The organism is Methylobacillus flagellatus KT, from assembly GCF_000013705.1.
Classification (GTDB): Bacteria; Pseudomonadota; Gammaproteobacteria; order Burkholderiales; family Methylophilaceae; genus Methylobacillus; species Methylobacillus flagellatus.
Genome location: NC_007947.1, coordinates 1,493,689 through 1,517,461 on the forward strand (window position 1 = coordinate 1,493,689; position 23,773 = coordinate 1,517,461).

Genomic DNA, 23,773 nt, shown 5'->3' on the forward strand with positions numbered 1-23,773 from the left:
ATGGATTGGATTGCTCTCGGGCTGTCGCTCAAGCTCGGTATCATGACCATCGCCGTGCTGGTGCCGTTAGCGCTACTGACAGCACGCTGGCTGGCCTACCGCCAGTTCATCGGCAAGCCAGTCATGGAAGCCTTGCTGGCCGTGCCCTTGGTGCTGCCGCCTACCGTGGTGGGCTATTACCTCCTGGTCGGCCTCGGCAGCCAGTCCTGGCTCGGGCAGTGGCTGATGCAATGGACCGGCCATTTGCTGGTCTTCCATTTTTCCGGACTGTTGATTGCCTCCATCATCGTCAATATCCCGTTTGCGGTGCAGCCCATTCAGCGCGCGTTTGAATCCATCCCGCAGGAAGTGCGGGATGCTGCAGCGTGTTGCGGCATGTCTCCGCTCCGCACCTTGTTGACTGTGGAGCTGCCCTTGGCTTGGCCCGGCATCGTGACTGCCATGGTACTGACGTTTGCGCACACGCTGGGCGAGTTCGGCGTTGTTCTCATGGTAGGCGGTAGCCTGCCGGGCGAAACCAAGACCATTGCCATTAGTATCTACGACCGGGTGCAGGCGCTGGATTACGAGGCAGCGGGTAATATGTCGCTGCTGCTATTGCTGTTCTCCATTATTGTGCTTGCGCTTGCCAACAGTCTTTCCAAGCGTTTTGGTCAGCGCGGAAATTATCATGACATCTGAACTGCGGCTGGACATCCGGCAACAACAGCCTTTTGCACTCACTGCCGCATTGCGTTGCCGGGCCGGCGAGTTGTTGGCCTTGCTCGGGCCGTCGGGCTGTGGCAAATCCACCTTGCTGCGCATGATCGCAGGCCTGCAGCATGCCGAGTCAGGCATCATCAGTCTCAACGGCAGTACCTGGTTCAGCGATTCCACCAGGCTGAAGCCCCAGCAGCGCCGTATCGGCTATGTGCCGCAGCACTATGGCCTGTTCCCCCACATGACTGCACTGCAGAATGTAACTGCAGCCTTGCACGGCTTGCCCAGGCAGGAGCAGCTGACGCGTGCCCGAGCATGGCTGGACAAGGTGCAACTGGCCGCCTTTATGCAGCGTAAGCCGGCCGAACTTTCCGGCGGTCAGCAGCAGCGTGTTGCACTGGCCCGCGCCCTGGCCGCCCAGCCCAGCATCCTGCTGCTGGATGAGCCTTTTTCAGCGCTGGACAGCATCACCCGTGATGGACTATATCGCATCCTGGCTGCGCTGAAGCCGCAACTCAACATCCCGATCATCCTAGTGACGCATAGTCTCAACGAAGCCCAATTGCTGGCGGACAAGATTGCCGTGATGGGACAGGGCTGCATCCTGCAGGAGGGGGAGTCCGATAGGGTGGTGAGGCAGCCCCTGAACCGGGCCGTGGCGGCATTGATCGGCATGCGCAACATCTGTTCCGGCACCATCACCCGCACCTCAGGCGATCATAGTGTACTTGCGGTGGGCGAACAGGAGCTGGTGCTGCCGCGTGCGCTTCCGGCTGGCGCAACGCTGCATTGGTGCCTGCCGCAGGAAGCAATACGTCTGGCATCATTAGCTGATGAGCCTGGCTGCCTGGCAGGGAATATCAACGATCTGGTTCGCCTGGGTGAAAGATGGCTTGTCAGTGTCAGGCTGCCGGGAACCAGCGACACACTGGAACTGCATTGCCCCGCAACTAAGCCGCTGGCCCTTCATCAACCAATCCGGTTAGCGGTTGATACCGGGCAACTCCATATTCTCGAGGCCTAACGCCGTGAGTGCTTCAGCAATACAAGCCTCACCTCCTTCAGCATGGCTCGTCGCGCACAGCCGCCGCATCAAGCCGGGTGGGCGGGTGCTGGATGTGGCTTCCGGTACCGGTCGCAATGCGGCCTGGCTTGCGCGGCAGGGGTTCCAGGTGACTGCGGTGGATCGTGACGCAGCAGCCTTGGAAATCCTGAAGGCCCAGGCGCCGGAGGTTGATGTGCTGGAGTGGGATCTGGAGCAGGGAGCCTGGCCTTACGCAGGCCGCCAGTTCGATGCAGTCGTGGTATGCCGCTACCTGCACCGCCCGTTACTGCCTACATTCGCAAATAGCCTGGCGCCTGGAGGGGTGCTGATCTATGAAACCTTCATGCGCGGGCATGAACAATACGGCCGGCCGAGCAATCCGGATTTTCTTCTGGCCAGCAATGAACTGATCGATGTATTCAGGCCATTGCTGACTATCGCAGCCTACGAGGAAGGATTGCTGCAGTTACCGCCTCATCCCGCAGTATTGCAGCGCCTTGTGGCAATCCGGGCCTAAAGCTTGAAGCGGCCGAACTTGAATGGGATCACCTTGCCGATGACCTTGAAGCGCTTGGCTTCTTCTGCTGTATAAATTTCCGGCGGCAAGTCGCCATCGTTGTCGTTCCTGACCACTACCGTGCCATCCAGGCGCAGCTGCACCCGCTTGATACGGATGATGTCGTTCTGGCCAATGACAAACACGGCATTGTCGTCGAAAGAGCGGCAACGAATATCCACCAGCACTTCGTCTCCGTCATGCATGGAGGGCTCCAGGCTCGTACCCCTGACCGTGAATATTTTCAAGTACTGAAAGGGCGTATCCAGCTGGTTGCTGGCAGGGTTGAAGTCGATGCTCTCGACCAGATATTCTTCCAGCGATTCATAACGGTAGTTGGGCCTTTCATAGCGCACGACGCGGCTGGAGGCAACCGCATAATCGTTCGCTACATGCGCTTTCGCGCCAGAACCCGTGCTATAGCGATGAGGCGCAGGCCTTCCATTGGGATATTGCTTATTGATGAGTTCCCGCAGCTCCGCTGGAGGATGATATTTCTTTGTGCGTCCTTTCCTGCCTCTGCTCGCCACTTCAATATAGGGCCATTTTTCCGCATTGACGATGACATCCCAACCCTGGCGGGTGCCTGGCTTGCCAGGCAGGCGCAGCTCAGCCAACTCTTTGCATGAAAAATACTGGGATTCATTCTCGACTTCGGGGGGAGTAGGAGTTTTCATAAATAAATGTCTATTTGAATATTGACAATTGATAATTTCTTATTTACTATAAATTCGATGTCAAAAGTGTTGAAAGCGTCTCCATTTTCTTGATCGCTCAAGCCGTTGCAAAAACGTGATGAGCATGTACCAAGGCGAGCAGTGCCAATCGAATATCATACTCCCGATGGTTGCATATGTAACCCACATATGGGAATGCATGGTTTTGTTTTATTAATTGAGAGATTGCAATTAATTAATAAGCCACCTGTTTTCAAAAGTTATCGTCTTCTCCACGCCATCCGGCATCTTTTCTCGGCTGCTGCTATTTTCACGCACGCCATTGACCAAAGTTACTTATTTCTACGTGCCCGTTCAGGCATATCCCTGGAAGAGTCTTTACAATACGCTGCGCTGTCCTATTCGGTTTCGATGCATGAGGCATTGAAGCAAGGGTGTGATATGCACAGGCGGAATTACTTGGCCGCTCCCGTCAGAAACACCGACGGTCATGTTGTCGCTGTCACGACGATCCTGCGGGAAAGCGAATCCAACTGGCGTCCTGAAGAGGTTGACGCTTTCAGGTTGGCATTGAGTTTTATCGAGCACCATGTTGTCGAGCATGACGAAATGTAAGGCGCCAACTCACTCCTGAATTGCTCAACTTGAGCCATCCGTGCTTATATATGGCATCTATGATCATATTTGCAGTCAGGATGAAAATGCCTCTTTCCCAAAATATTCGTACTCTCCTCATGATGCCGGTCATGCTCTTGCTGCCATCGCTGACTTGGGCTGAAGAGCAATGGCTCGTCGTCGCACAAGAGGAAGTGATCAATGTCGGCCAGCCCTTGTCGTTCCAGGTCATAAAGCCTCCTCATGTCACCGCATGGCCTGCCAGTGTGCGCATGAAACTTTCCGGCACGGGCATGAATGATGAAATTGAGATGAGGGCGCAAGGGGACGCTAACAATGATGGCCAGCTCAGCAAGGTATATAGCGGTACACCACGACAGGATTTCGTCGGTGTAGTACGCGCGGCCTTGATCGAGCAACCTTCTAATACCGTGCTGCTGATTGCCAACAATGAAAATGTCACTGTTGCCGCAGTAGAGCCCATGGTGTCTGGAGAGTCCGGGACAAGTCGCAACGTTGCGCCACAGGTTGTCATCGCTGCGCCTGATGACGAGCCTGCGTTGAGCGCTGAGGAGCCAATCTACTTCCTGTTTGGCAATGGTGATGAATATGGCACGGATGCGCGCTTCCAGATCAGTTTCAAATACCGCCCGTTCGAACCCAAGGGTTCTGTAGCACAGTATGCGCCGTTCCTGAGCAATCTGTATTTTAGTTACACGCAGACGACCTTGTGGGATATAGGAGGGGGCTCAAGCCCGTTTCGCGATACCAGTTACCGGCCTGGCTTGTTCTATCGCTGGGCGGGCAGTTCCAAGGGCTTGTTTCCCGATAGCTGGCGGGTCGGCGTAGAACACGAATCTAACGGACAGGGCGGCCTGGATTCGCGCTCGCTCAATATCGCTTATTTGCGTCCCATGTGGCATATGGATTTTGCCAATGGACGCCGGTTGACGTTTTCCCCTAGGATTTATGCCTATCTCGACAAGGATGAAAATCCTGACATCCAGCATTATCGTGGATATGCGGATTGGCAGTTACGCTATGGTCGTGAGGATGGCTTGATGGTCACCGGGCTCTACCGGCAAGGGACGAAAGGCTATGCGATGGGCCAAGTGGATATTTCTTATCCCTTGAGCGATCGTATCCTGTCGCGCACCGGCACATTTGCCCATCTGCAGATTTTCTCAGGCTATGGCGAAACCCTGCTTGACTACTACAAGGATAGGGACACCCAGATTCGATTGGGAATTTCAGTGACACGGTAGGATACAGGCAATAAAAAACCCAGCATCTGCTGGGTTTTTTATATTGGCGTCCCCACGGGGATTCGAACCCCGGTTACCGCCGTGAAAGGGCGATGTCCTAGGCCTCTAGACGATGGGGACTTCATCGTCATGATGTCCGGATGGGTCCAGACATCAAATTATGGTGGAGATAAGCGGGATCGAACCGCTGACCTCTTGCATGCCATGCAAGCGCTCTCCCAGCTGAGCTATACCCCCGAAAAAGAGCCGCTATATTAATGATCCGGGCTGTAGCTGTCAACGCTTCAGGAACATTAATTTGCAATAAGCGCTATTTTTTCTTGAACGCGCGCCTGATGGCCTTGCGGCCTATGCGTTTTTTCATGCCGACCTTGATATCGTAGAGATAGAAAGGCAGCCGCTGACGCCAGCCGAATTCTTGCTTCATGGCCTGGAGGTACATGCCCACCAGCTGTTCACGACCATGCCATGGCAGCTTGACGCATACGCGCGTGAGGTCCGACAGCCGCTTGGACAAGGGGATGCCATGGTTGAAGAAATGCGCACGGTTGGTATCGATCAGCGAGAACGCGAGCTGTCCGTCCTCCAGCTTGGTAACCAGGATATTGCCGCCGGAGAGGTCACGGAAGAATACGCCCCTGTCATGCATGTTGAGCAGGTAACGTGTGAGTTGTGGGTAGATTTGCTCAGCGGTCACGCCTTGGTATGAGGTTTGCCCGTCGTAGAAAGCCGCAAAAATATCGCGGATGGAAAAGTCGGTGCGGACGAATTCGCATATGTAGTAATTTTGCAGCAGGGAACGGTCGCCGTGCTTCTCGAAATAGGCGACCGGCGCTGCTGCCTCAACGCCGCGGCGCAGCAGCTCATTGGTGCCGTTCCAGCTGCGCTTGGCTTTGGATAGCTTGAACTGGTCCAGCAGCTTCTTGTGCACATGCATCTTGACCGGCTGCTTCACCACGAGTTTGCGCGAAGGGTCTCGCGGGTCTTCTATGGTCCAGATGGCGTTGCGCGCGTTGCGCAGGATGGCGTCCTTGGGCGGCTTGCCCAGTCGCGAAGGATGGAGTGCCTGGCTGAGCAGTGCAGCCTCGGCATCGTTGGCCGCGACCAGAATGCCGCGCCATTCCGCATCCTGATAGGCATGGTAGTGCTTGTTTTCGCCATGTTCTCCATGCCGCTGAATCGACAGGTGTTCAAACAGGCTTTTTTCAGTTTTCAATGCAATATTCCTTCCTGCTGGCCATGTGATGTAGATTGGCGACTCGCTGGCAAGTCCGGGGTTGCTTTTCATTTGCGTGCCGTCGCGGCTGGTGTAGTGGGCGTGCAGCAAGTCATCCAGGTGGTAATGGTCGGCCAGCACAGCGCCCTTGCCATTGGTGGTCCAGACCGCATGCACTAGAGTCTGGCCATCCTTGAACGCATGGATTTCCAGGCCGTTCCTGCCACCCAGCGCCCCAAGATAATGGCGCCCCGGGATCAGCTTTGCGAAGGCCTGCATGCTATAGAAGCTTGGTCGGGGCCGGAATCGCTGGATATCGCCGGTGACGCTGGCATAGTGGGTGATCCGCTCGAGCCTCGGGTAGCTGTCGCTGCCATCATCAATCAAGCCCTCTCGATGGCAGATCAGCGGGCCCCAGAAGGCTTGGCGCAATGCCCCGGATGCAGCGCACAGGATCATGTAACGCGCAAGGTAATCTGCTTGCTTTTGTTCGCCATCCGGCAACAAGCGCAGGATGCGCGGCAAGGTCCAGAAAGCGGAGGGCGACATGACCTCATGCACCCCATAGTCTCTGGTAATCTTGTGTAGCAGGCGCGCTTTTTTTATCAGGTTGAATTTGAGCGCGGCGGCTCGCCGGTATTTCAGGATGCGGTGGTCGAAGCGCTCGGGCTCTGTCGAACGCTCGCTGAACAGGTTGTTCGTATGGATGTCGGGCAGTTGATTGCGCTGCCGGAATATGTCCAGCATGCCGATGTTGTACAGCGGCTCGAAGTCGCTGATATTCGGGCCAGCAAGCGTGATGTTGCGGCGCTTGACTTCGTGATGGGCAATTTCCCAGGTCTTGAGGAACCCTTGCGGCGTATAACCGGCCCAGCGCTTGCGATTGACTGTGGAGCCGATCTCAACCATGGTGACGCGACTGCCGTAGCGGTCCAGTACCTGTTGCAGGAATGCCTGCCAGGCTTGCTGGGCTGCGGCTTGCTCCATGGCGATGGCAGCGTCGAACGGCTGCACCAGATGCAGGATGATGTTGTATTCCCTGTCCAGCAGTTTTTCGAGCAGGCGGGCGGCGTTGTGATCAATATCCCCATAGCTGAAATCCAGCCTGGCCTGCCGCAGGCCTAGTTCTTCAAGGCGGGCAATGACATAGTCATCCACTTCGAGATCGCCTGACGTAGCGACCCCGACCCCGGCGAAATCCGCAGGGATATCATGCGCAGCCGGAGGGATATGGCTGTTCGGCACCATCATTTTGCCCTTGAGAATGTAGGCGAGTCCCTTGCGGATGATCTCCCAGGTCAGCATGGAAGGCTGATGCAGGTGCGTCTTGGAGCCAGATGGAGGGACATATCCCTGGATAGGTGTTTTCTCGGTCATATCCATCACGTTTTACTGATGCTCGTTTTCTTGGGGCAGAACATGATAGAGACGTTCACGGTATAGCAACGACGGCAGTAGGGAGTTCGCCAATGCGCGTTTCTCGAAATCTGCCTGGTCTGCGGGAGGCGGCGCTTGGGTGAACTTCTTTTGCTTGATGTCCCAGATGCCGTGCGCAGGATCTTTGCCGGGGCGCAGTACCACCACCCGGTTTTCTTCCATCCAGGCAAAGTTGTTCTCGAATTGCATCATGGCGCGGCCTGGCCGGTCGCCGTTGCCGCGGCTCAAGTCCCGTCCCGTCATCGGATGTTGCGCTTGGATGCCCATGAGGGAAAGTGCAGTCACCGGCAGGTCGATCTGACTCGCCACGGTTTGTATCCTGCGTGGCTCGATATCCGCACCCAGGATCAGCGCGGGGATGTGGAAGTGGTTGATGGGCACCATGTCGTGTCCGTGAACGCGAATGTCGTGATCGGCGACCACGATGAACAAGGTGTCTTTCCAGTAGTCGCTCTTCTGCGCCTTGGCAAAGAACTGGCCCAGAGCATAGTCGGCATATTTCACTGCGTTGTTGGCAGTTGCCTTGATCGGGTCATAGAGGTCTATGCGGCCATCGGGAAACTCAAACGGCGCATGGTTGGATGAGGTGAAGACTAAAGTGAAAAATGGCTTGCCGCTGGCATGGCTGGCCATGATTTCGTCATGCGCCTTGTTGAACAGGTCCTCATCCGAGACGCCCCAGCTGCCGACGAACACGGGCTTTTCATAGCTGTCGAAATCCTGCTCGCGCTGGAAGCCGTTGCCCATGAAGAATCCCACCATATTGTCGAAGTGGGATTCGCCGCCGTAGATGAACTCGGTGCTGTAGCCTTGCTGTTCCAGCAAAGATGCCAGAGTAAAAAAGTTGCGTTGCGACAAGGATAGCTTGACGACGCTTTGCGCTGGTGTCGGCTGGAAGCCCGTGACCACGGCTTCAATGCCGCGTACGGAACGCGTGCCTGTTGCATACATCTGTTCGAACCACCAGCCTTGCTCCTTGAACTTCTCCAGGTTGGGGGTCACTGGCGTTCCGCCTAACGACTCGACGAAGGTCGCGCCCAGGCTTTCCTCAAGAATGATGACCAGGTTGAGCGGGCGCTCGCGCTGGCGCGACGGCGTCAACTGCGACAGCGTGGGCAACCCAGGGTGATCCACGGGCGAAAAGCTTTCATCGAACCTGGCGCGGGTTTCCCTCACGATCCGGTAGACTTCCTCATCCGGGAGAGTGCCGTACATCTCGCTCGACTTATTTTCATGCTTGAGGCTGTATATTGCATGGATCAGGGACCACGGAGAATTCAGGATCACGCTGTTGACCATGGAGTCCGTTGTGCGCGCAAACATGGCTGGGTTGGCCGGGCGGTGGCTGATAGTGCCGCGCACCACCAATGCGACAAGGATGAACACCAGAGGCCAGCTCAACCATAAGGTCCAATTCCTCCAGCGTTGCTGTTGACTGAGCCAGGGGGTCATGAGCCAACCGGTGGCCAAAGCCGCCAGGCATGTGCCGAGAACGCCGACGCACAGATGTATCCTGAAGCCATTCCACAGCATGGACCAGACTTCATTCGGGTATTTGAGGTATTCCACGAAAAGCCGGTTGGGACGGGTTTCGTATTCCCCGATGAAACCCGGGGTTGCAAGCTCCAGCAATATTACCAGGCTGATGCAAAGCACCACCCAGGAATAGGTGAAGCCGCGCCACAGGCGCCAAAACCTTCCGATGGCGAGCAAAGGCGCCAGCAACAGCGCAGGCAGCCACATCAAGCCGATCTGGATGCTATCCACGCGCAAGCCGTTCAGCATGACCTCTTGCCAGCTGGAGACGGCGGAGACCCGGTCGTATTGCCAAGCGACCAAGCCTGCCCGGGAGAGGCTGAAGATGAGGAAGCTGACCAATGTCATGACCAGCAGCGGCGCATAGGGGCCAAACCTACCAGCCAGTGTCCAGAGTGAGCTGCGGCTACGTTCCAACAAACCGACCATGTGATGACGACTTTCGTTAATTGATAGAATATTTAACCGCGGATATTCGATTGTGATTCAAATTCGGCCAGTTCGACGCGAGGCTGCGGCTGCCAGCCCGGCTTGCGGTGTTCGGCAACCACGTTGGTAAAGATGCCGCCGCGCACGTAGAACTTGGCAGTAAGGCGCATGAACTTGGGATCGGTCGCCACGACCAGGTCATCGAGGATTTGGTTGGTCACGGCTTCATGGAAGCAGCCTTCGTCGCGGAAAGACCAGATATAAAGCTTGAGGCTCTTCAACTCGACGCATTTCTGGTCGGGAATGTAATCCAGATAGAGCACGGCGAAATCCGGCTGGCCGGTTTTCGGGCACAGGCAGGTAAATTCCGGGATCTCCATGTGAATATGAAAATCGCGTCCCGGAGTGGGGTTGTCGAAGGTTTCCAAGGCTTTGCTGGGTTGACTAGACATAAGGGCTACCGTATAAATCGGATTATCAAAAAAGTGTCATTATAGCCAAGACCTCCACCAATTGCGCCTGACTCATCTAAAGCTCGCAGGTTTCAAATCCTTTGTCGACCCCACTACCTTGCATATCCACGGCCAGCGCGTCGGCGTAGTGGGCCCCAATGGTTGCGGCAAGTCCAATGTCATGGAATCGATACGCTGGGTGCTGGGCGAGTCCAGCGCCAAGGAAATGCGCAGTGAATCCATGGCTGACGTTATTTTTAACGGTTCGGGAAATCGCAAGCTGGCTTCCCGCGCCAGTGTGGAGCTCATCTTCGACAATAGCCTGGGCGGCGCGGCAGGGGAATGGTCGCAATATGCCGAAATCTCCGTCAAGCGCGTGATCGAGCGCGAAAAAGGTTCCAGCTACTTTATCAACAACACAGCTGTGCGGCGCCGTGACGTGGCCGACCTGTTCCTGGGCACCGGGTTGGGTGGCCGCGCCTATGCCATCATCGGCCAGAACACGATCTCCAGGATTGTGGAAGCCAGACCCGAGGAAATGCGCGTCTTCCTTGAGGAAGCTGCTGGCATTTCCAAGTACAAGGAGCGCAGACGCGAGACCGAGAGCCGGCTACGGGACACGCGTGACAACCTGGTACGCGTGGAGGATATCCGCCAGGAAATGGACAAGCAGATCATACGCCTGGAGGCACAGGCTGCGGTCACTTTGCAGTACCAGGCCTTGCAGGCCAACCTGCAGTTGGCGCAAGGGCAGCTCTGGCTGTTGAGGATGCGCGACGCCAGCAACCAGTGGGAGAAGTCGAAGGCCGCCATGAACCGGCTTGGCATCGAGCTCGAAGCGCAGATGGCCGCCCTGGGTCAGGCGGAGAGCAGCCTGGAAATCTTACGTCAGCGGCACCAGGAGGCCTCGACCCAACTGCAGGCGGCGCAAGCTGCTTATTACGAAGCTAATGCCGAAGTCTCCAACCAGGAACAGCAATTGCGCCACACGCAGGAGGCGCGATCGCGCCTGCAGGCGCAATTGCAGCAGATAGCAGCACAGTCGCACAAGCTCGAACAGCAGCATCAGGAATTCAGTACCAAGCTGCAGGCATTGCAAGCTCAGCAGCAGGTAGCGCTTGCCGAGGAAACCGAGGCCGGCGAGCAACTGCAGGCATTGAAGCAGAGGCTGCCGGAAATGGAGCGTGCCTTCCAGTCTGCCTTGCATATCCACTCCGCCGCACAACGGGCATTGCATGAGGCGGAGCAGGTCATACGCCTGGAGGAGACCAATCTCAAGCATGCCGAGCGCACCTCAGAGGATACTAGGCTGCGCCTGCAGCGCATGCAGCAGGAGTCAGACAACCTGAAGATGCCGGACGAGGCAAGGTTGCATGAGCTGGAAGCCGACTTCAAGCAGGCGGCCGGCCAGCAGGCTGAACTTGAGCAGGAACTACAGCGACTACGGGAGCTTGAGCAGGAACAGGCCGGGCAGGTCCAGGCATTGCGCGAGCAGCAGCTGCAACATGAGCGCCGCCTGGCACAGGCAGAGGCCGAGGTTGCCTCTTTGCGCAAGATACAGGCAGCGCTGGGCAAGCAGGGGCAGTTGGAGGGCTGGCTCAGCGCGCATGGCCTGCATGACAGTGAGCGCCTCTGGCAAAAGATCAGGATCGCGCCGGGGTGGGAAACCGCGGTTGAGGCGGTGCTGGGCGCCCGCCTCAACACGATTGTCGGCATGCCGGAGCAGGAGGTGGCGAGTCTTGTGGCAGAGCGTCCTCCCGCGGCACTGGTGCTTGCTCTTGCAGGCGACTCAGTGTCGGCTCCCGCCCATGCGCAGCAATTGAGGGCCATGGTAGAGGTGCAGGAGCCTGGATTGCAGGGACTGCTGGCCAACTGGCTGGACAATGTCCTGGTCGCGCAAACGGTGGACGAAGCAGAGAAGCTGCGCCTTTCATTGGAAAACGGGCAATGCGTGGTCACTGCGACAGGTGATATCTATGACCGCCACAGTATCAGCCTGCATGCGCAGAACTCGGAGTTGCACGGCGTGCTGGAACGCCAGCGAGAACTGGATATGCTGGAGGCTGGCCTGCCGCAAATGCAGCAGTCGCTTCAGCAGGCCAAGCACGCTTTGCAACAGGCAGAGCTCAAGCAGCAGGAGTTGCGCCAGCAGCAACAGCAATTGCAGCAGCAATTACGTAGCACGACACAGGCGCAACACCAGCGCAGCTTGCAGATCCAGCAGCTCACTCAAGAAAGGCAGCATATCGCCCAGCGCCGCCAAGGACTGGAGAAAGACATTGTCGTCCTTGGCCAGCAATACCAAGAATTACAGCAGGGTTGCCAGCAACAGCAGCAAAAGCTCGGCCAGCTACGGGCATCCCTCAGTCAACTGCAATCCGAGCGCCAGGAAACCCAGGCCAAGCGACATGCCGCTGAAAATGAGTTGAATGCGGTGCGGGTTGCCTGGCAAAAAGCCGAGCGGGCAGCACAGGAAAAAACTTTCAACCACAAGCTGCTGGCGACTAGCATCGCTGATAGCCAGAGCAGATTGAACGCGATCCAGGAAGAGCAGCAAAGCCTCACCACTCGCCGCCAGGAAGCGCAGGCACTGCTCGAGGCTGCGGCAATGGAGCACCTCAAGGCCAATCTGGAAGCCGCGATCGCCCGCAAGCAGCAGTACGAGGCTGCGCTGGCCACCGCACGCGACGCGTTGGCGGAAGCCGACAATGCATTGCAGCAGCAGGCACGCAACCGCATGCAATGCGAGCAGGGCCTGCATCCCTTGCGCGACAAGCTCGAGCAGTCGCGCCTCAATGAACAGCAGGCGCGACTGCACTTTGAGCAATGCCAGCAAAACCTGCAGGATTGCGGGCTGGAGGAAGGGTCCCTAGTCCAGGGGCTGACTGCCAATACAAAAACCAGCGACCTTGAACGCAGGATTGCGGCATTGGGTGTGGAAATCGAGGCGCTGGGGCCAGTGAACCTCGCCGCATTGCAGGAATTGGAAAGCGAGCGTGAGCGCAAGCAATACCTGGATAGCCAGTCGGCAGACCTGGAGCAGGCCGTCGCCACGCTCGAGGATGCGATACGGCGCATAGACCGCGAAACGCGCATCCGACTGCAGCATACTTATGACGAGGTCAACCGCAACTTTGCGGAGTTGTTTGCGGAGTTGTTTGGGGGCGGGCAGGCCAGGTTGGAAATGCTGGGCGATGAAATCCTTGACACTGGTATGCAGGTTTTTGCCCAGCCGCCGGGCAAGAAGAATAGCACCATCCATTTGCTGTCGGGTGGCGAGAAGGCGCTGACGGCCCTCGCGCTGGTGTTCGCCCTGTTTCGGCTCAACCCGGCTCCGTTCTGCCTCATGGACGAGGTGGATGCACCATTGGACGACAGCAATACCGAGCGTTTTTGCGCCTTGGTGAAAAAAATGTCGGAGCGCACACAATTTTTGTTTGTGAGCCATAATAAAATAACCATGGAAATGGCGCAGCAGCTCATTGGCGTCACCATGCAGGAATCCGGCGTCTCCCGCATCGTGGAAGTGGATATCGCGGCGGCATTGCAGATGCATGAGGCGGCATGAGTGGATCCGTTCTCAATGCTCACTGGCACGCATGGCACGCCGGCAACACTCTTGAATAAACCAAGATCATTTATCAGATCAAGAAGCTTGGAGTATTAACATAATGACTGACCTACATTGGGCCTTACTGGGGCTGGGCGTCCTGATCATCGGCGCCGTGCTGGCCTTCAATTGGTGGCAGGAGCGCAAGTTCAGGCAGGAGACTTTCAAGCGCTTTGATGAGCCCAAGTATGATGCCTTGATGGAAGAGGCGCGCGCCCTGCGCAATGAAGAGTTCCATATAGACCCGCATGCGGTCAATGATGTGGATGATGGTCAAACTGCCGATCCTAGTACCGTTAAGCAAGCCTCTTTCGAGGAGCAGGTTGATCTCCGGGATGTGCCGGAAGAGCAGGGCGCAGCCTTGGCTGGCTCCTATGCCGGGACCCAAGAGTCAACGGATGAGGTAATGGTAGAAAGCGTACCGGAAGAAACGGAGCTGCCACCATGGGAAGACCATGCCCAGGATGAAGGCAGGGAACCGGTGGAATCTTTCACTGCTGCCTCCGCGGAACCGGCGCCTGCTGCCCACCCTGTGCTGACTATTCCCCCTGAGGTGAATCCCGACATTGACTTCGTCGCGGTGCTTTCATTGCCTGCTCCCGTCAGCGGCCAGGCATTGCGGGAATTCCTCCATACCATCACGGATATCGACAAGCCAGTGTATGCCTATGGGCTGGGCAGCGACCAGCGCTGGCACTTGCTGACAAGGGAGCAGGAGTCTACCCAGTTTAGTGCTGCCGTCTGTGCCTTGCAGCTTGCAGACCGTGCAGGCGCAGTCTCGACAGGCACCCTGTCCCGCTTCCACCTTGCAGTCGAAGCGCTGGCCAAGTCCCTGCATGCGTCCATTGAATGGCTGAATGCGGAAAACCCATTGCAGCAGGCTGTCGAGCTTGACCAGTTTTGCGTGGAAGTGGACAAAATGGTTGGTTTCCACCTTGCACAAGGTGCAAACGGGCCGTTTACGGGTACCAAGTTCCGTGGCCTGGCTGAAGCAGGCGGCCTGACGCTGGGAGAGGACGGGGCCTATCACTACATCATTGAGGACAGTAACGGTGACCGGCACGTATTGTTCTCCGTGGTCAATCATGACAAGTTGCCATTCAGTACCGAAATGCTGCGTACTTCGGTGATCCGTGGAGTGACCTTCCAGCTCGATATCCCGCGGGTACAGAACTGTAGCGAGGCATATAACCATATGGTGCTGCTGGCCAGGCAAATGGAGCATGGCCTGGGAGCCCGCCTGGTGGATGACAGGCAGCATGAGTTGAGCGATGCCCAGATCGACAAGATCCGCCACCAGATCAAGTTGATCCACGACAAGATGATTGCGCATGGCATCGTGCCGGGCCAGGCTTACGCTCTGCGCTTGTTCTCCTGACATGACGGGTATGCAACACGGCTTGTTTTCGCCGCCAGCGCCTGCCGGCCTGGCTGAAAAGGTGGAAGCATTGCGCGCCACGATAAGGCGCTACGACTACGAGTATTATGTATTGAATGCGCCCAGTGTGCCGGACAGCGAATATGACCGGGTATTCCGCGAGCTCAAGGCGCTGGAAGATGCGCATCCGGAGCTGGTGACGCCGGACTCTCCCACGCAGCGGGTCGGCGGTGCAGCCATGGCGGAGCTCATGCCGGTGAGGCATCACGTGCCCATGCTGTCGATCGAGACGGAAACTGATACCACGCCCCAGGGTGCCTATAACTTCGATGCACGCGTACGCAAGAAGCTGGGACTGCTGCCGGAAGATGGGCCGATTGAATATGCAGCGGAGTTGAAATTTGACGGCCTGGCGATGAGTCTGCGTTATGAACATGGCCTGCTGGTGCAGGCGGCAACCCGTGGCGACGGCGAGGTCGGCGAAGACGTGACACATAATATCCGCACCATGCGCCAGATTCCGCTGCAATTGCACGGCGAAGCGCCGGAAGTGCTTGAGGTCCGGGGTGAGGTGTACATGAGTCGCCCAGATTTCGAGCGTTACAATGCACGCCAACGTGAACACGGCAAGCCGACCTTGGTCAATCCGCGCAACGGCGCGGCAGGCAGCATCCGTCAGCTCGACCCGCGGCTTGCCGCCCAGCGCCCTTTGTCATTCTTTGCCTATGGTCTTGGAGAGACCAAGGGGTGGCAGGTACCTCTCACGCACGCCCAGGTGCTGGATGCGCTCAAGGCCTTGGGTCTACCTGTGTGCAACGAACGTGCCGTCGGTATGGGCGCAGAGGCACTGGCGGCCTTCCATCAGGCCATTTCCGCCAAGCGGGACCAGTTGCCTTACGATATCGATGGCGTAGTCTACAAGGTCAATCGCCTGGACTTGCAGCGCGAGCTTGGTTTTCGTTCCCGTGAACCGAATTGGGCCGTGGCCCACAAGTTCCCGGCGCAGGAAGAAATGACGGTGCTGGAGCATATCGATGTCCAAGTGGGGCGCACCGGCGCCATCACCCCCGTGGCGCGCCTGAAGCCGGTATTCGTGGGAGGTGTGACTGTCACCAACGCCACGCTACACAACCAGGATGAGATCGACCGCAAGGACGTGCGCATCGGCGATACCGTGGTGGTGCGCCGCGCCGGCGACGTCATCCCCGAGGTCGTGTCCGTGATCAAGGAAAGGCGTCCTGCTGGCTCCCAGCCCTACATTCTGCTTGATGCGATAGGCGGCTTATGCCCGGTATGCGGCTCTCATGCCGTCCGGCTGCCTGAAGAGGCCGCTGTGCGCTGCACAGGCGGCTTGTTCTGCGCGGCACAGCGCAAGCAGGCCATCCTGCATTTCGCTTCCCGCCGTGCCATGGATATCGAAGGCCTGGGAGAAAAGCTGGTCGACCAGCTGGTCGACCAAAACATGGTGGAAACCCTGGCGGATCTATATGACCCGGGGAAAATCAATCTGGAAACGCTATCCGGGCTGGATCGCATGGCCATGAAATCTGCCCAGAACCTGCTGGATGCGTTGCAGAAAAGCAAGCAGGCGACGCTGAACAGGTTCATTTACGCACTGGGCATACGCAACGTGGGAGAAGCGACGGCAAAGGACCTGGCGCGTCATTTCGGCAGGCTGGATGCGCTGCAAGCAGCAGATGTCGACACTTTGCAGCAGGTGCCGGACGTCGGGCCTGTTGTTGCACGCTCAATCGCGGAGTTTTTTGCCGAGGAGCATAACCGTGAAGTGATTAGGAAGCTGCGCGATGCCGGCATCCACTGGAGCGAGACTGATGGCCAGCCAGCCAGTTCCAGCAAGCTGGAGGGAAAGACCTTTGTATTGACTGGTACGCTGCCAACTATGTCCAGGGATGAGGCCAAGGAAAAGATAGAGGCGGCTGGAGGCAAGGTTAGTGGCAGCGTTTCCAAGAAAACCAGCTATGTCGTGGCGGGCAGCGATGCCGGCAGCAAGCTTGCCAAGGCGCAGGAGCTGGGGCTGGCGATACTGGACGAGGAGGGGCTGTTGAGCCTGCTCGCTGAATGAGTCATGCGCTGCTCCCGGCATTGATCCGATTGGCGCATAAGGCCGGGGATGCCATCATGCAGGTATACCGGGGAGATTTTGCAGTACAGCGCAAACAAGATTACTCTCCCCTGACAGAGGCGGACCTGGTTGCCCATGGTGTCATTGCCGCGGGCTTGCAGCGCTTGACACCGGGCGTGCCCTTGATTTCCGAGGAGTGCGAGCTTGCTCCGTTCTTGGAGCGTCGGCAGTGGCGGCAATACTGGCTGGTAGACCCTCTGGACGGCACGCGGGAGTTCGTCAAGCGTAATGATGAATTCAGCGTCAATATCGCCCTGATCGATCAAGGCCGGCCTGTACTCGGGGTCATCCATGCGCCAGCACTGGGGCTCAGCTATTATGCCGACGGTAAAGCTGCCTATAAGCAATCTGGCAGCGGGTCAGCCATTAGGATTCACGCGCGGACGCTGGATTTTGGGCATATCACGGTAGCGGTCAGCCGTTCCCATCTCAACAATAAAGTCCAGGCAATGCTGCGCAACATTGCCAAGCGGCATGGCGAGCCGGATATGATCAGCATGGGGAGCTCTCTCAAAATATGTCTGGTGGCGGAAGGGCGGGCTGATGTCTATCCTCGCCTGGGTCTGACATCGGAGTGGGATACGGCAGCCGGGCAATGCGTGCTCGAATGCGCAGGCGGGCAAGTGGTGGACCGCCATGGCCTGGCCCTGCAATACAATGGCAAGGATACGATTCTCAACCCAGAATTCTTTGCGCGTGGCGCGACAGCGCACGACTGGAATCAATATATGGAGTAACAATGTTTTTTTTTAGAGTACTCATGCTAGGCATGTTTGCCAGCGGTCTTGTTCACGCCGGCACAAACCCGGCCGAGGGCTGCCTCGGAGCGCTGGGTGAAGACGATGCCGCCGCCGCATTGGCGCAAGCGAAACAGGGCCTGGGAAAACAGCCGGGACAGCGCGATCTGTTGCTGTGCAAAGGCCGGGCGGAATTGAGCCTGGGGCAGGGTGAAGCGGCCATCGAGAGCTTCACTGCCGCAGAGTCGCAGGCGTGCACAGGACATGAGCGCCTGGTGACCCATTTATTCAAGGGGAATGCCTACAATGCATTGAAGCAGTATGCGCAGGCGCAATCCAGCTATGAAGCAGCACTGGTGCTTGCCGAGCAAGAGAAAAACCAGAAATTCCAGTTCATTTCACACCTGTTGGCAGGTGAGGCATTGATGCAGCAAGCCTTGTTGCCGCAGGCGCAGCGCCACTATGAAGCGGCGCTTGAGCTTGCCGGCAATAATAACGAGCGGGCCGACGCCAACGAACACTTGGCGCAGCTCAAGGCCAGGCAGGGGCTTTATGATGATGCCATCGCGCACCAGGTCAAGGCATTGGTCATGCAGGCGAGCGATGGCAGCTTCGATGCCTATGCCAATGCCGGATTGGAATTGGGCTCGCTCTACATCAATGCCAAAGATTTTCAAAATGCAGAGAAAAATCTCAACAGGATCATCCTCAAGGCAAAGGATGCCGGCGATGGCTATTGGGTAGCCAAAGGTTACTACTATCTGGGACTGAACTTCATTGCCGCAAGCCAGCCTGACAAGGCGAAAGCGATGTTGACGCAGGCACTTGAAATTGGTGAGGCCATAGGCGCAGACAAGTTGATGGCGGAAGTGAACATGCAGCTGCAGAACCTATCACAGCGCTAATTACTCTTGAGCGGCGTAGGCAGGTCAGCTCCTGTTGACAGGGGTGCATGGTGTGGCGCGCCAGTCCCCGATAAAGCAGCATCCCGCGATTCCGTATACTCGGGAAAGCTGCATGCGGACAGCGGGAAAAGCTGATCTCTATCCCAATATACAATTATTTCTATACGTTCGGTTTGAGCGCTGATTTGCTGTTCATAATAAGCTTTTTTTGTGCTTTTTAAGCTGCGGTTGAAATAAAAATATATTATTAATCAAATTATTAAATAATTTTTCTATATTTAACTTTAACTTAAAAAAGTTATTTGTTTGCGGACATTCCGCATTTACGGGAAAATACCTGTCCTATCCTGAACAGCCAGGTATTACCGCTCTGGTTCAAAAGACCTGTTATCAAGGTCATCAATAAATAGAGGAGTGTGCTTATGCAACAGCAGATTGATATTTTTCTCACGTCGCTCAATGAGTTCTGGAGTCAGGTGGCATATTTCTTCCCCAAGTTGCTGGCCGTGATCGTGATCCTTGCCTTTGGTTGGGTGTGTGCCAAGGTTGCCTGTCTGGGCGTCAAGCGCATTCTCGAGCTGGCCCAGTTCGACAAGTTTGCCGATCGTTCCGGCCTCGAGGCATTCCTCAAGCATGGCGATTTCGACCTCACCCTGAGTGGCGTCATCAGTCAAGTCATCTATTGGCTTGTGATCCTGCTGTTCGTCATCACCGGCGCCAATACGCTCGGACTCAATGAAGTCGCCCACATGCTGAACAACCTGGCCAATTACCTGCCCAAGATCATTGTCGCCATCCTTGTGTTGATCTTCGGTACGTTGCTGGCACGCTTCGTCAACCGTCTGGTGTTCGCATGGTTGCATGGTATGAAATATGATGGTGCGCTCAGAATCAGTACCACTGTTGAGTATGGCATTCAGATATTTGCCCTGTTTGTTGCTCTTGAGCAGCTGGATATCGGCACCCAGCTTCTGACTGCATTGTTTGTCATTGTGTTTGGCGCGATCTTCCTGGCACTTGCGATTGCATTCGGCCTGGGGGGGAAAGACCGGGCTGCCCGTTTTATCGAGGAAATACAATCCAAACGTAAATAACATCAACCTCTGCTGCAATCCTGTCAGGGCCGCAAATGCGGCCCTGAGCTTTTCTAACTGTAGGAAAGCACCTACAGCACAATCAGCAAATGCTTATCCGCCAGCCTGCCTGCTTGTTTTAGCATGCAATTGCAGTCAGTTCTTAGTTTTCATATTTGGAGAGATGATATGGCACTTGGTACAGTCAAATGGTTCAACGATGCAAAAGGCTTCGGATTTATTTCGCCGGACGAAGGAGGCGATGACTTGTTCGCGCATTTTTCTGAAATCCAGACTAGCGGATACAAAAGCCTGAAAGAAAATGACAGGGTGCAATTCGAAATAACCCAGACAGCCAAAGGGAAACAGGCGTCCAATATCCAAAAAGCCTGATCCCGGACATCTGCAACATGAAGGGCTGATCCAATTGATCAGCCCTTTGTTTTGACTATTCCCAGTCTCTTCCTGCCCAGGCTCGTATTCTGCCGCCCTGGCGTTTCTGCGTTTCCTGAGATTATGTTTTATAGCCACCTATGCTAGAATCTCCAGTTAATATTCATGTCCAATCCTGCACTGTGATTGGCAGGATTGAAGCGAATGCTGGCGTAAAACTAGAGTCATGGTTTTGCAATTTTTAATTTTCAATAAGTTGACCGGGGCGAAGGCCGCATTTTCAGCATCGCCCGTCAGCGCATAAACTCGATTTAAGGAACACAGCAATGCAAGCAACCGTTGAGACCATCAGCAATCTTGAGCGCAGGATGACGGTTTCTGTACCAGTACAGCCGCTGGAGTCAGAAGTGAACGAGCGTATTAACCGCCTGGCTCGCACTGTCAAGATGCCGGGTTTCCGGCCTGGGAAGGTACCGTTGAACATTGTGCGTCAACAATACGGTGCGCAAGTGCGCAATGAGGTGCTCTCCAATGCAGTGGAGCGCAGCTTCAGTGATGCCGTCGAGCAGAATAAGCTGCGAGTCGCCGGATACCCCCATATCGAACACAAGCCCTATGCAGAGAATGACCCGCAGATTGAATATGTTGCCACTTTCGAGGTATTCCCCGAAGTCAATATAGGCGACCTGTCCAAGGCCAAGATCGAGCGCCCTGTTCTCGAGGTGGGTGAGGCAGAGGTCAAAAAAACGATTGATGTATTGCTGCGCCAGCGTGCGACATTCGAGCCCGTCAAACGCGCTTCCAAGAAAGGCGACAAGATCAACATCAGCTTGATTGCCTACATAGATGACCAGGAAGTCGAGCGTACCGATGAAAATGGTCTTGATCTCATCATTGGTGAAGGCGGCCGTTTCCCTGCATTCGAGAGCGAGCTATCCGGGAATAAGGCAGGTAGCAACAAGGTTTTTGAAATTGCTTACCCCGAGGATCACAAGCCCGAGCAACTGGCAGGAAAAACTGTCCGCTATGATGTCACATTCAATACTGTCGAACAGGCCAAGCTGCCTGAGTTCGATGCGGATTTCGCCCGTAGCCTGGGTGTGGAAGACGGCGATGTCGAGAAGATGCGCGAGGAAATCACGGCCAGCCTGAAACAAGAGGTGGAAAAGCGCATACGCGTCAAGCTCAAGGAGCAGGCTTTCCAAGCTCTGTTGGATAATACAGCGCTGGAGGTGCCTAAGGCATTCATCAATGCAGAGGTTGGTCGGTTGATCCAGAGCACGCAGGACAATCTCAAGCAGCGTGGTGTCGATCTTGCCAATGTCAATCTCGAACCTGCATTGTTTGAGGAGCAAGCTACGCGCAATGCTAGCCTGCGCCTCATTCTTTCCGAGCTTGTCAACCGCGAGAACCTGCAGGCGAATGCAGAACAAGTGCGCAATATGGTGAATGTTTTTGCGCAAAGTTTCGAGCGTCCTGACGATGTGGTGACCTGGTACTACGCTGATACCAAGCGTCTGGATGAGCCTGCTGCATTGGCGACTGAAGATAACGTGGTTGAATGGGTATTGAAGTCTGCCAACGTCGTAGACAAGAAAGTCAAGTTTGATGACCTGATGGGAAATAGCTAATGATTCACTATCCAGCAACCGCGCAGAGCCAGTTCGAGGCACAAGGTCTGGGGTACATCCCCATGGTCATTGAGCAGAGTGGCCGTGGTGAGCGCTCTTATGATATATATTCCCGCCTGCTCAAGGAACGCATCATTTTCTTGGTGGGGCCAGTCAACGACGCAACCGCCAACCTGGTGGTGGCTCAGTTATTGTTCCTGGAAGCAGAAAATCCCGACAAGGATATCTACTTCTACATTAATTCCCCAGGCGGTTCGGTAACGGCAGGGATGGGTATTTACGATACTATGCAGTTCGTCAAGCCGGACGTCAGTACCTTGTGCGTGGGGCAAGCAGCCAGCATGGGCGCCTTGCTACTAGCGGCAGGCGCGCAGGGCAAGCGTTTCTGTCTGCCCAATTCCCGCGTCATGATTCACCAGCCACTGGGCGGTTTCCAAGGCCAAGCATCCGATATCGAAATCCACGCCAAGGAGATACTGTTCCTGCGCGAAAAACTCAATCACATCCTGGCCAGCCACACGGGCCAGCCGGTAGAGAAAATTGCCTTGGATACAGATCGTGACAACTTTATGAGCGCTGAGCAGTCAGTAGCTTATGGCATCGTAGACAAGGTGATTGCCAGTCGGGCAGATGCTGCATAATATAGTAGGCAAACCTTTAGTTTATTTTAGGATAGTTTGATGACGACAAAAGCCGAGGGCGAAAAGCTACTTTATTGCTCGTTTTGCGGCAAAAGCCAGCATGAAGTACGCAAGCTGATTGCGGGCCCATCCGTTTTCATCTGCGATGAATGCGTTGACTTGTGCAACGACATCATTCGCGAGGAGGTGCAGGAGGCGGATGGCCTCAAGCCCAAGAGCGGCAAATTGCCGACTCCCAAGGAAATTTGCGCCATCCTTGATCAGTACGTGATCGGGCAGACACAGGCGAAGAAAAACCTGGCGGTTGCAGTTTACAATCACTACAAGCGTCTGGAGCAGGGTGGTCAGAAGGACGATGTCGAGATCGCCAAGAGCAATATCCTGGTGATTGGGCCTACTGGTTCCGGCAAAACCCTGCTGGCGCAGACGCTTGCCCGTTTGCTGGACGTGCCTTTCGTCATGGCCGATGCGACGACGCTGACAGAGGCTGGCTATGTAGGTGAGGATGTCGAGAACATCATGCAGAAGCTGCTGCAAAAATGCGACTATGATGTAGAGAAAGCGCAGCGCGGCATCGTATACATCGACGAAATCGACAAGATTTCACGCAAGTCGGACAACCCTTCTATCACCCGGGACGTATCGGGAGAGGGTGTCCAGCAGGCGCTGCTCAAGTTGATCGAGGGCACGGTAGCGTCGGTGCCGCCACAAGGTGGTCGCAAGCATCCCAACCAGGAGTTTGTCCAGCTGGATACCACCAATATTCTTTTCATTTGCGGTGGTGCGTTTGATGGCTTGGAAAAGATCATCCGCCGCCGTTCCGAGAAGGGCGGTATCGGATTTGGCGCCGAAGTAAAGAGCAAGGAAGATGCACGTGCAATTGGCGAGGTGTTGCGGGATGTCGAGCCCGAAGACCTAATCAAGTTCGGCTTGATTCCTGAGTTTGTCGGACGGCTGCCTGCTATCGCAACCTTGGAGTCCCTTGACGAAGACGCATTGGTGACAATCCTGGTCGAGCCCAAGAACGCCCTTACCAAGCAATACATCAAGCTCTTCAAGATGGAGGGGGTTGATCTCGAGTTTCGTGAAGCGGCGCTCCGCATGATCGCCAAGAAAGCGCTGGAAAGAAAGACTGGCGCACGTGGCCTGCGTTCCATTATGGAGCATGCCTTGCTGGAAATCATGTACGATCTGCCCTCCATTCCCAACTTGCGCAAGGTGGTTGTGGACGAAGGCGTGATCAAAGGGGATTCCCCGCCCATCCTGATTTATGCGGATGAGCCTCGGCTCGAGACTGCAAGCTAAGACGTGTACTTAAAGGCTGCTTTGCAGCCT

Annotated in this window: 19 protein-coding genes and 2 tRNA genes; 15 read left to right on the plus strand and 6 right to left on the minus strand. The window is 55.9% G+C overall.

Annotated elements, in window-relative coordinates:
• From modB to MFLA_RS07125, 3 genes are read left to right on the plus strand one after another with little or no spacing between them, the layout of a single operon-like run.
• Positions 1-681, plus strand: coding sequence for a molybdate ABC transporter permease subunit (gene modB / locus MFLA_RS07115; RefSeq protein WP_011479614.1), 681 nt, complete (start codon positions 1-3; stop codon positions 679-681).
• A complete protein-coding gene (locus MFLA_RS07120; protein ID WP_011479615.1) occupies positions 671-1,723 on the plus strand; it encodes an ABC transporter ATP-binding protein in 1,053 nt (350 codons plus the stop codon). Before modB ends, MFLA_RS07120 begins: the two co-directional genes overlap by 11 nt.
• A gap of 4 nt (positions 1,724-1,727) precedes the next feature.
• Positions 1,728-2,261, plus strand: coding sequence for a class I SAM-dependent methyltransferase (locus MFLA_RS07125; RefSeq protein ID WP_011479616.1), 534 nt, complete (start codon positions 1,728-1,730; stop codon positions 2,259-2,261).
• Here MFLA_RS07125 and MFLA_RS07130 read toward each other — a convergent pair.
• Positions 2,258-2,977 carry a S24 family peptidase gene (locus MFLA_RS07130; protein ID WP_011479617.1) on the minus strand — a complete coding sequence of 240 codons (720 nt, stop codon included), beginning with the start codon at positions 2,975-2,977 and terminating at the stop codon, positions 2,258-2,260. The genes MFLA_RS07125 and MFLA_RS07130 overlap by 4 nt on opposite strands.
• 141 nt (positions 2,978-3,118) lie before the next feature.
• Here MFLA_RS07130 and MFLA_RS07135 point away from each other — a divergent pair, with 141 nt between their 5' ends.
• Both MFLA_RS07135 and MFLA_RS07140 read left to right on the plus strand, forming a co-directional pair.
• Positions 3,119-3,592, plus strand: a complete 474-nt coding sequence (locus tag MFLA_RS07135; protein WP_195741970.1) for a GAF domain-containing protein — start codon at positions 3,119-3,121, stop codon at positions 3,590-3,592.
• Between the two features lie 86 nt (positions 3,593-3,678).
• Positions 3,679-4,857 carry a phospholipase A gene (locus tag MFLA_RS07140; RefSeq protein WP_011479619.1) on the plus strand — a complete coding sequence of 393 codons (1,179 nt, stop codon included), beginning with the start codon at positions 3,679-3,681 and terminating at the stop codon, positions 4,855-4,857.
• Positions 4,858-4,901: 44 nt separating this feature from the next.
• Here the strand turns inward: MFLA_RS07140 and MFLA_RS07145 are convergent.
• The 5 genes from MFLA_RS07145 to queF all read right to left on the minus strand — a co-directional run bounded on the left by MFLA_RS07145 (position 4,902) and on the right by queF (position 9,927).
• A tRNA-Glu gene (locus MFLA_RS07145) sits at positions 4,902-4,977 on the minus strand.
• Positions 4,978-5,018: 41 nt separating this feature from the next.
• Positions 5,019-5,094: transfer RNA gene (locus MFLA_RS07150), tRNA-Ala, on the minus strand.
• A gap of 73 nt (positions 5,095-5,167) precedes the next feature.
• Complete coding sequence (locus MFLA_RS07155) at positions 5,168-7,456, minus strand: lipopolysaccharide kinase InaA family protein (protein WP_229407300.1); 2,289 nt, start codon at positions 7,454-7,456, stop codon at positions 5,168-5,170.
• A gap of 6 nt (positions 7,457-7,462) precedes the next feature.
• The gene (locus MFLA_RS07160; RefSeq protein WP_011479621.1) at positions 7,463-9,475 is read right to left on the minus strand and encodes an LTA synthase family protein; all 2,013 of its coding nucleotides are present in this window, start codon (positions 9,473-9,475) and stop codon (positions 7,463-7,465) included.
• A 32-nt stretch (positions 9,476-9,507) separates the two neighbouring features.
• Complete coding sequence (queF, locus tag MFLA_RS07165) at positions 9,508-9,927, minus strand: preQ(1) synthase (RefSeq protein ID WP_011479622.1); 420 nt, start codon at positions 9,925-9,927, stop codon at positions 9,508-9,510.
• A gap of 61 nt (positions 9,928-9,988) precedes the next feature.
• On the opposite strand from queF, the gene smc reads away from it, so the two are divergent.
• The 10 genes from smc to clpX all read left to right on the plus strand — a co-directional run bounded on the left by smc (position 9,989) and on the right by clpX (position 23,743).
• A complete protein-coding gene (gene smc / locus MFLA_RS07170; protein WP_011479623.1) occupies positions 9,989-13,495 on the plus strand; it encodes a chromosome segregation protein SMC in 3,507 nt (1,168 codons plus the stop codon).
• A gap of 103 nt (positions 13,496-13,598) precedes the next feature.
• Positions 13,599-14,915: a cell division protein ZipA C-terminal FtsZ-binding domain-containing protein gene (locus tag MFLA_RS07175; RefSeq protein ID WP_011479624.1), complete on the plus strand. Its 1,317-nt coding sequence runs from the start codon at positions 13,599-13,601 to the stop codon at positions 14,913-14,915.
• Position 14,916: 1 nt separating this feature from the next.
• Entirely contained in the window at positions 14,917-16,998 is a 2,082-nt protein-coding gene (gene ligA / locus MFLA_RS07180; protein WP_011479625.1) for an NAD-dependent DNA ligase LigA, read from the plus strand.
• Entirely contained in the window at positions 16,995-17,795 is an 801-nt protein-coding gene (cysQ, locus tag MFLA_RS07185; protein ID WP_011479626.1) for a 3'(2'),5'-bisphosphate nucleotidase CysQ, read from the plus strand. Before ligA ends, cysQ begins: the two co-directional genes overlap by 4 nt.
• A 2-nt stretch (positions 17,796-17,797) precedes the next feature.
• Complete coding sequence (locus tag MFLA_RS07190; protein ID WP_011479627.1) at positions 17,798-18,700, plus strand: tetratricopeptide repeat protein; 903 nt, start codon at positions 17,798-17,800, stop codon at positions 18,698-18,700.
• Between the two features lie 422 nt (positions 18,701-19,122).
• Entirely contained in the window at positions 19,123-19,794 is a 672-nt protein-coding gene (locus tag MFLA_RS07195) for a mechanosensitive ion channel family protein (protein ID WP_011479628.1), read from the plus strand.
• 168 nt (positions 19,795-19,962) lie between these two features.
• Entirely contained in the window at positions 19,963-20,166 is a 204-nt protein-coding gene (locus MFLA_RS07200) for a cold-shock protein (protein WP_011479629.1), read from the plus strand.
• 326 nt (positions 20,167-20,492) lie between these two features.
• Positions 20,493-21,797: a trigger factor gene (gene tig, locus MFLA_RS07205; protein ID WP_011479630.1), complete on the plus strand. Its 1,305-nt coding sequence runs from the start codon at positions 20,493-20,495 to the stop codon at positions 21,795-21,797.
• Positions 21,797-22,438 carry an ATP-dependent Clp endopeptidase proteolytic subunit ClpP gene (gene clpP, locus MFLA_RS07210; RefSeq protein ID WP_011479631.1) on the plus strand — a complete coding sequence of 214 codons (642 nt, stop codon included), beginning with the start codon at positions 21,797-21,799 and terminating at the stop codon, positions 22,436-22,438. The genes tig and clpP overlap by 1 nt, the downstream gene beginning before the upstream one ends.
• 39 nt (positions 22,439-22,477) lie before the next feature.
• A complete protein-coding gene (gene clpX, locus MFLA_RS07215) occupies positions 22,478-23,743 on the plus strand; it encodes an ATP-dependent Clp protease ATP-binding subunit ClpX (RefSeq protein ID WP_011479632.1) in 1,266 nt (421 codons plus the stop codon).
• Positions 23,744-23,773: the final 30 nt, after the last annotated feature.

Excerpts from the sequence above, each read along its gene's own strand:
- modB (WP_011479614.1), top strand. The coding sequence starts at position 1 with ATGGATTGGATTGCTCTCGGGCTGTCGCTCAAGCTCGGTATCATGACC.
- MFLA_RS07120 (WP_011479615.1), top strand. The coding sequence starts at position 671 with ATGACATCTGAACTGCGGCTGGACATCCGGCAACAACAGCCTTTTGCA.
- MFLA_RS07130 (WP_011479617.1), bottom strand. The coding sequence starts at position 2,977 with ATGAAAACTCCTACTCCCCCCGAAGTCGAGAATGAATCCCAGTATTTT.
- MFLA_RS07140 (WP_011479619.1), top strand. The coding sequence starts at position 3,679 with ATGCCTCTTTCCCAAAATATTCGTACTCTCCTCATGATGCCGGTCATG.
- MFLA_RS07155 (WP_229407300.1), bottom strand. The coding sequence starts at position 7,456 with ATGGATATGACCGAGAAAACACCTATCCAGGGATATGTCCCTCCATCT.
- MFLA_RS07160 (WP_011479621.1), bottom strand. The coding sequence starts at position 9,475 with ATGGTCGGTTTGTTGGAACGTAGCCGCAGCTCACTCTGGACACTGGCT.
- queF (WP_011479622.1), bottom strand. The coding sequence starts at position 9,927 with ATGTCTAGTCAACCCAGCAAAGCCTTGGAAACCTTCGACAACCCCACT.
- MFLA_RS07175 (WP_011479624.1), top strand. The coding sequence starts at position 13,599 with ATGACTGACCTACATTGGGCCTTACTGGGGCTGGGCGTCCTGATCATC.
- ligA (WP_011479625.1), top strand. The coding sequence starts at position 14,917 with ATGACGGGTATGCAACACGGCTTGTTTTCGCCGCCAGCGCCTGCCGGC.
- cysQ (WP_011479626.1), top strand. The coding sequence starts at position 16,995 with ATGAGTCATGCGCTGCTCCCGGCATTGATCCGATTGGCGCATAAGGCC.
- MFLA_RS07190 (WP_011479627.1), top strand. The coding sequence starts at position 17,798 with ATGTTTTTTTTTAGAGTACTCATGCTAGGCATGTTTGCCAGCGGTCTT.
- MFLA_RS07195 (WP_011479628.1), top strand. The coding sequence starts at position 19,123 with ATGCAACAGCAGATTGATATTTTTCTCACGTCGCTCAATGAGTTCTGG.
- MFLA_RS07200 (WP_011479629.1), top strand. The coding sequence starts at position 19,963 with ATGGCACTTGGTACAGTCAAATGGTTCAACGATGCAAAAGGCTTCGGA.
- tig (WP_011479630.1), top strand. The coding sequence starts at position 20,493 with ATGCAAGCAACCGTTGAGACCATCAGCAATCTTGAGCGCAGGATGACG.
- clpP (WP_011479631.1), top strand. The coding sequence starts at position 21,797 with ATGATTCACTATCCAGCAACCGCGCAGAGCCAGTTCGAGGCACAAGGT.
- clpX (WP_011479632.1), top strand. The coding sequence starts at position 22,478 with ATGACGACAAAAGCCGAGGGCGAAAAGCTACTTTATTGCTCGTTTTGC.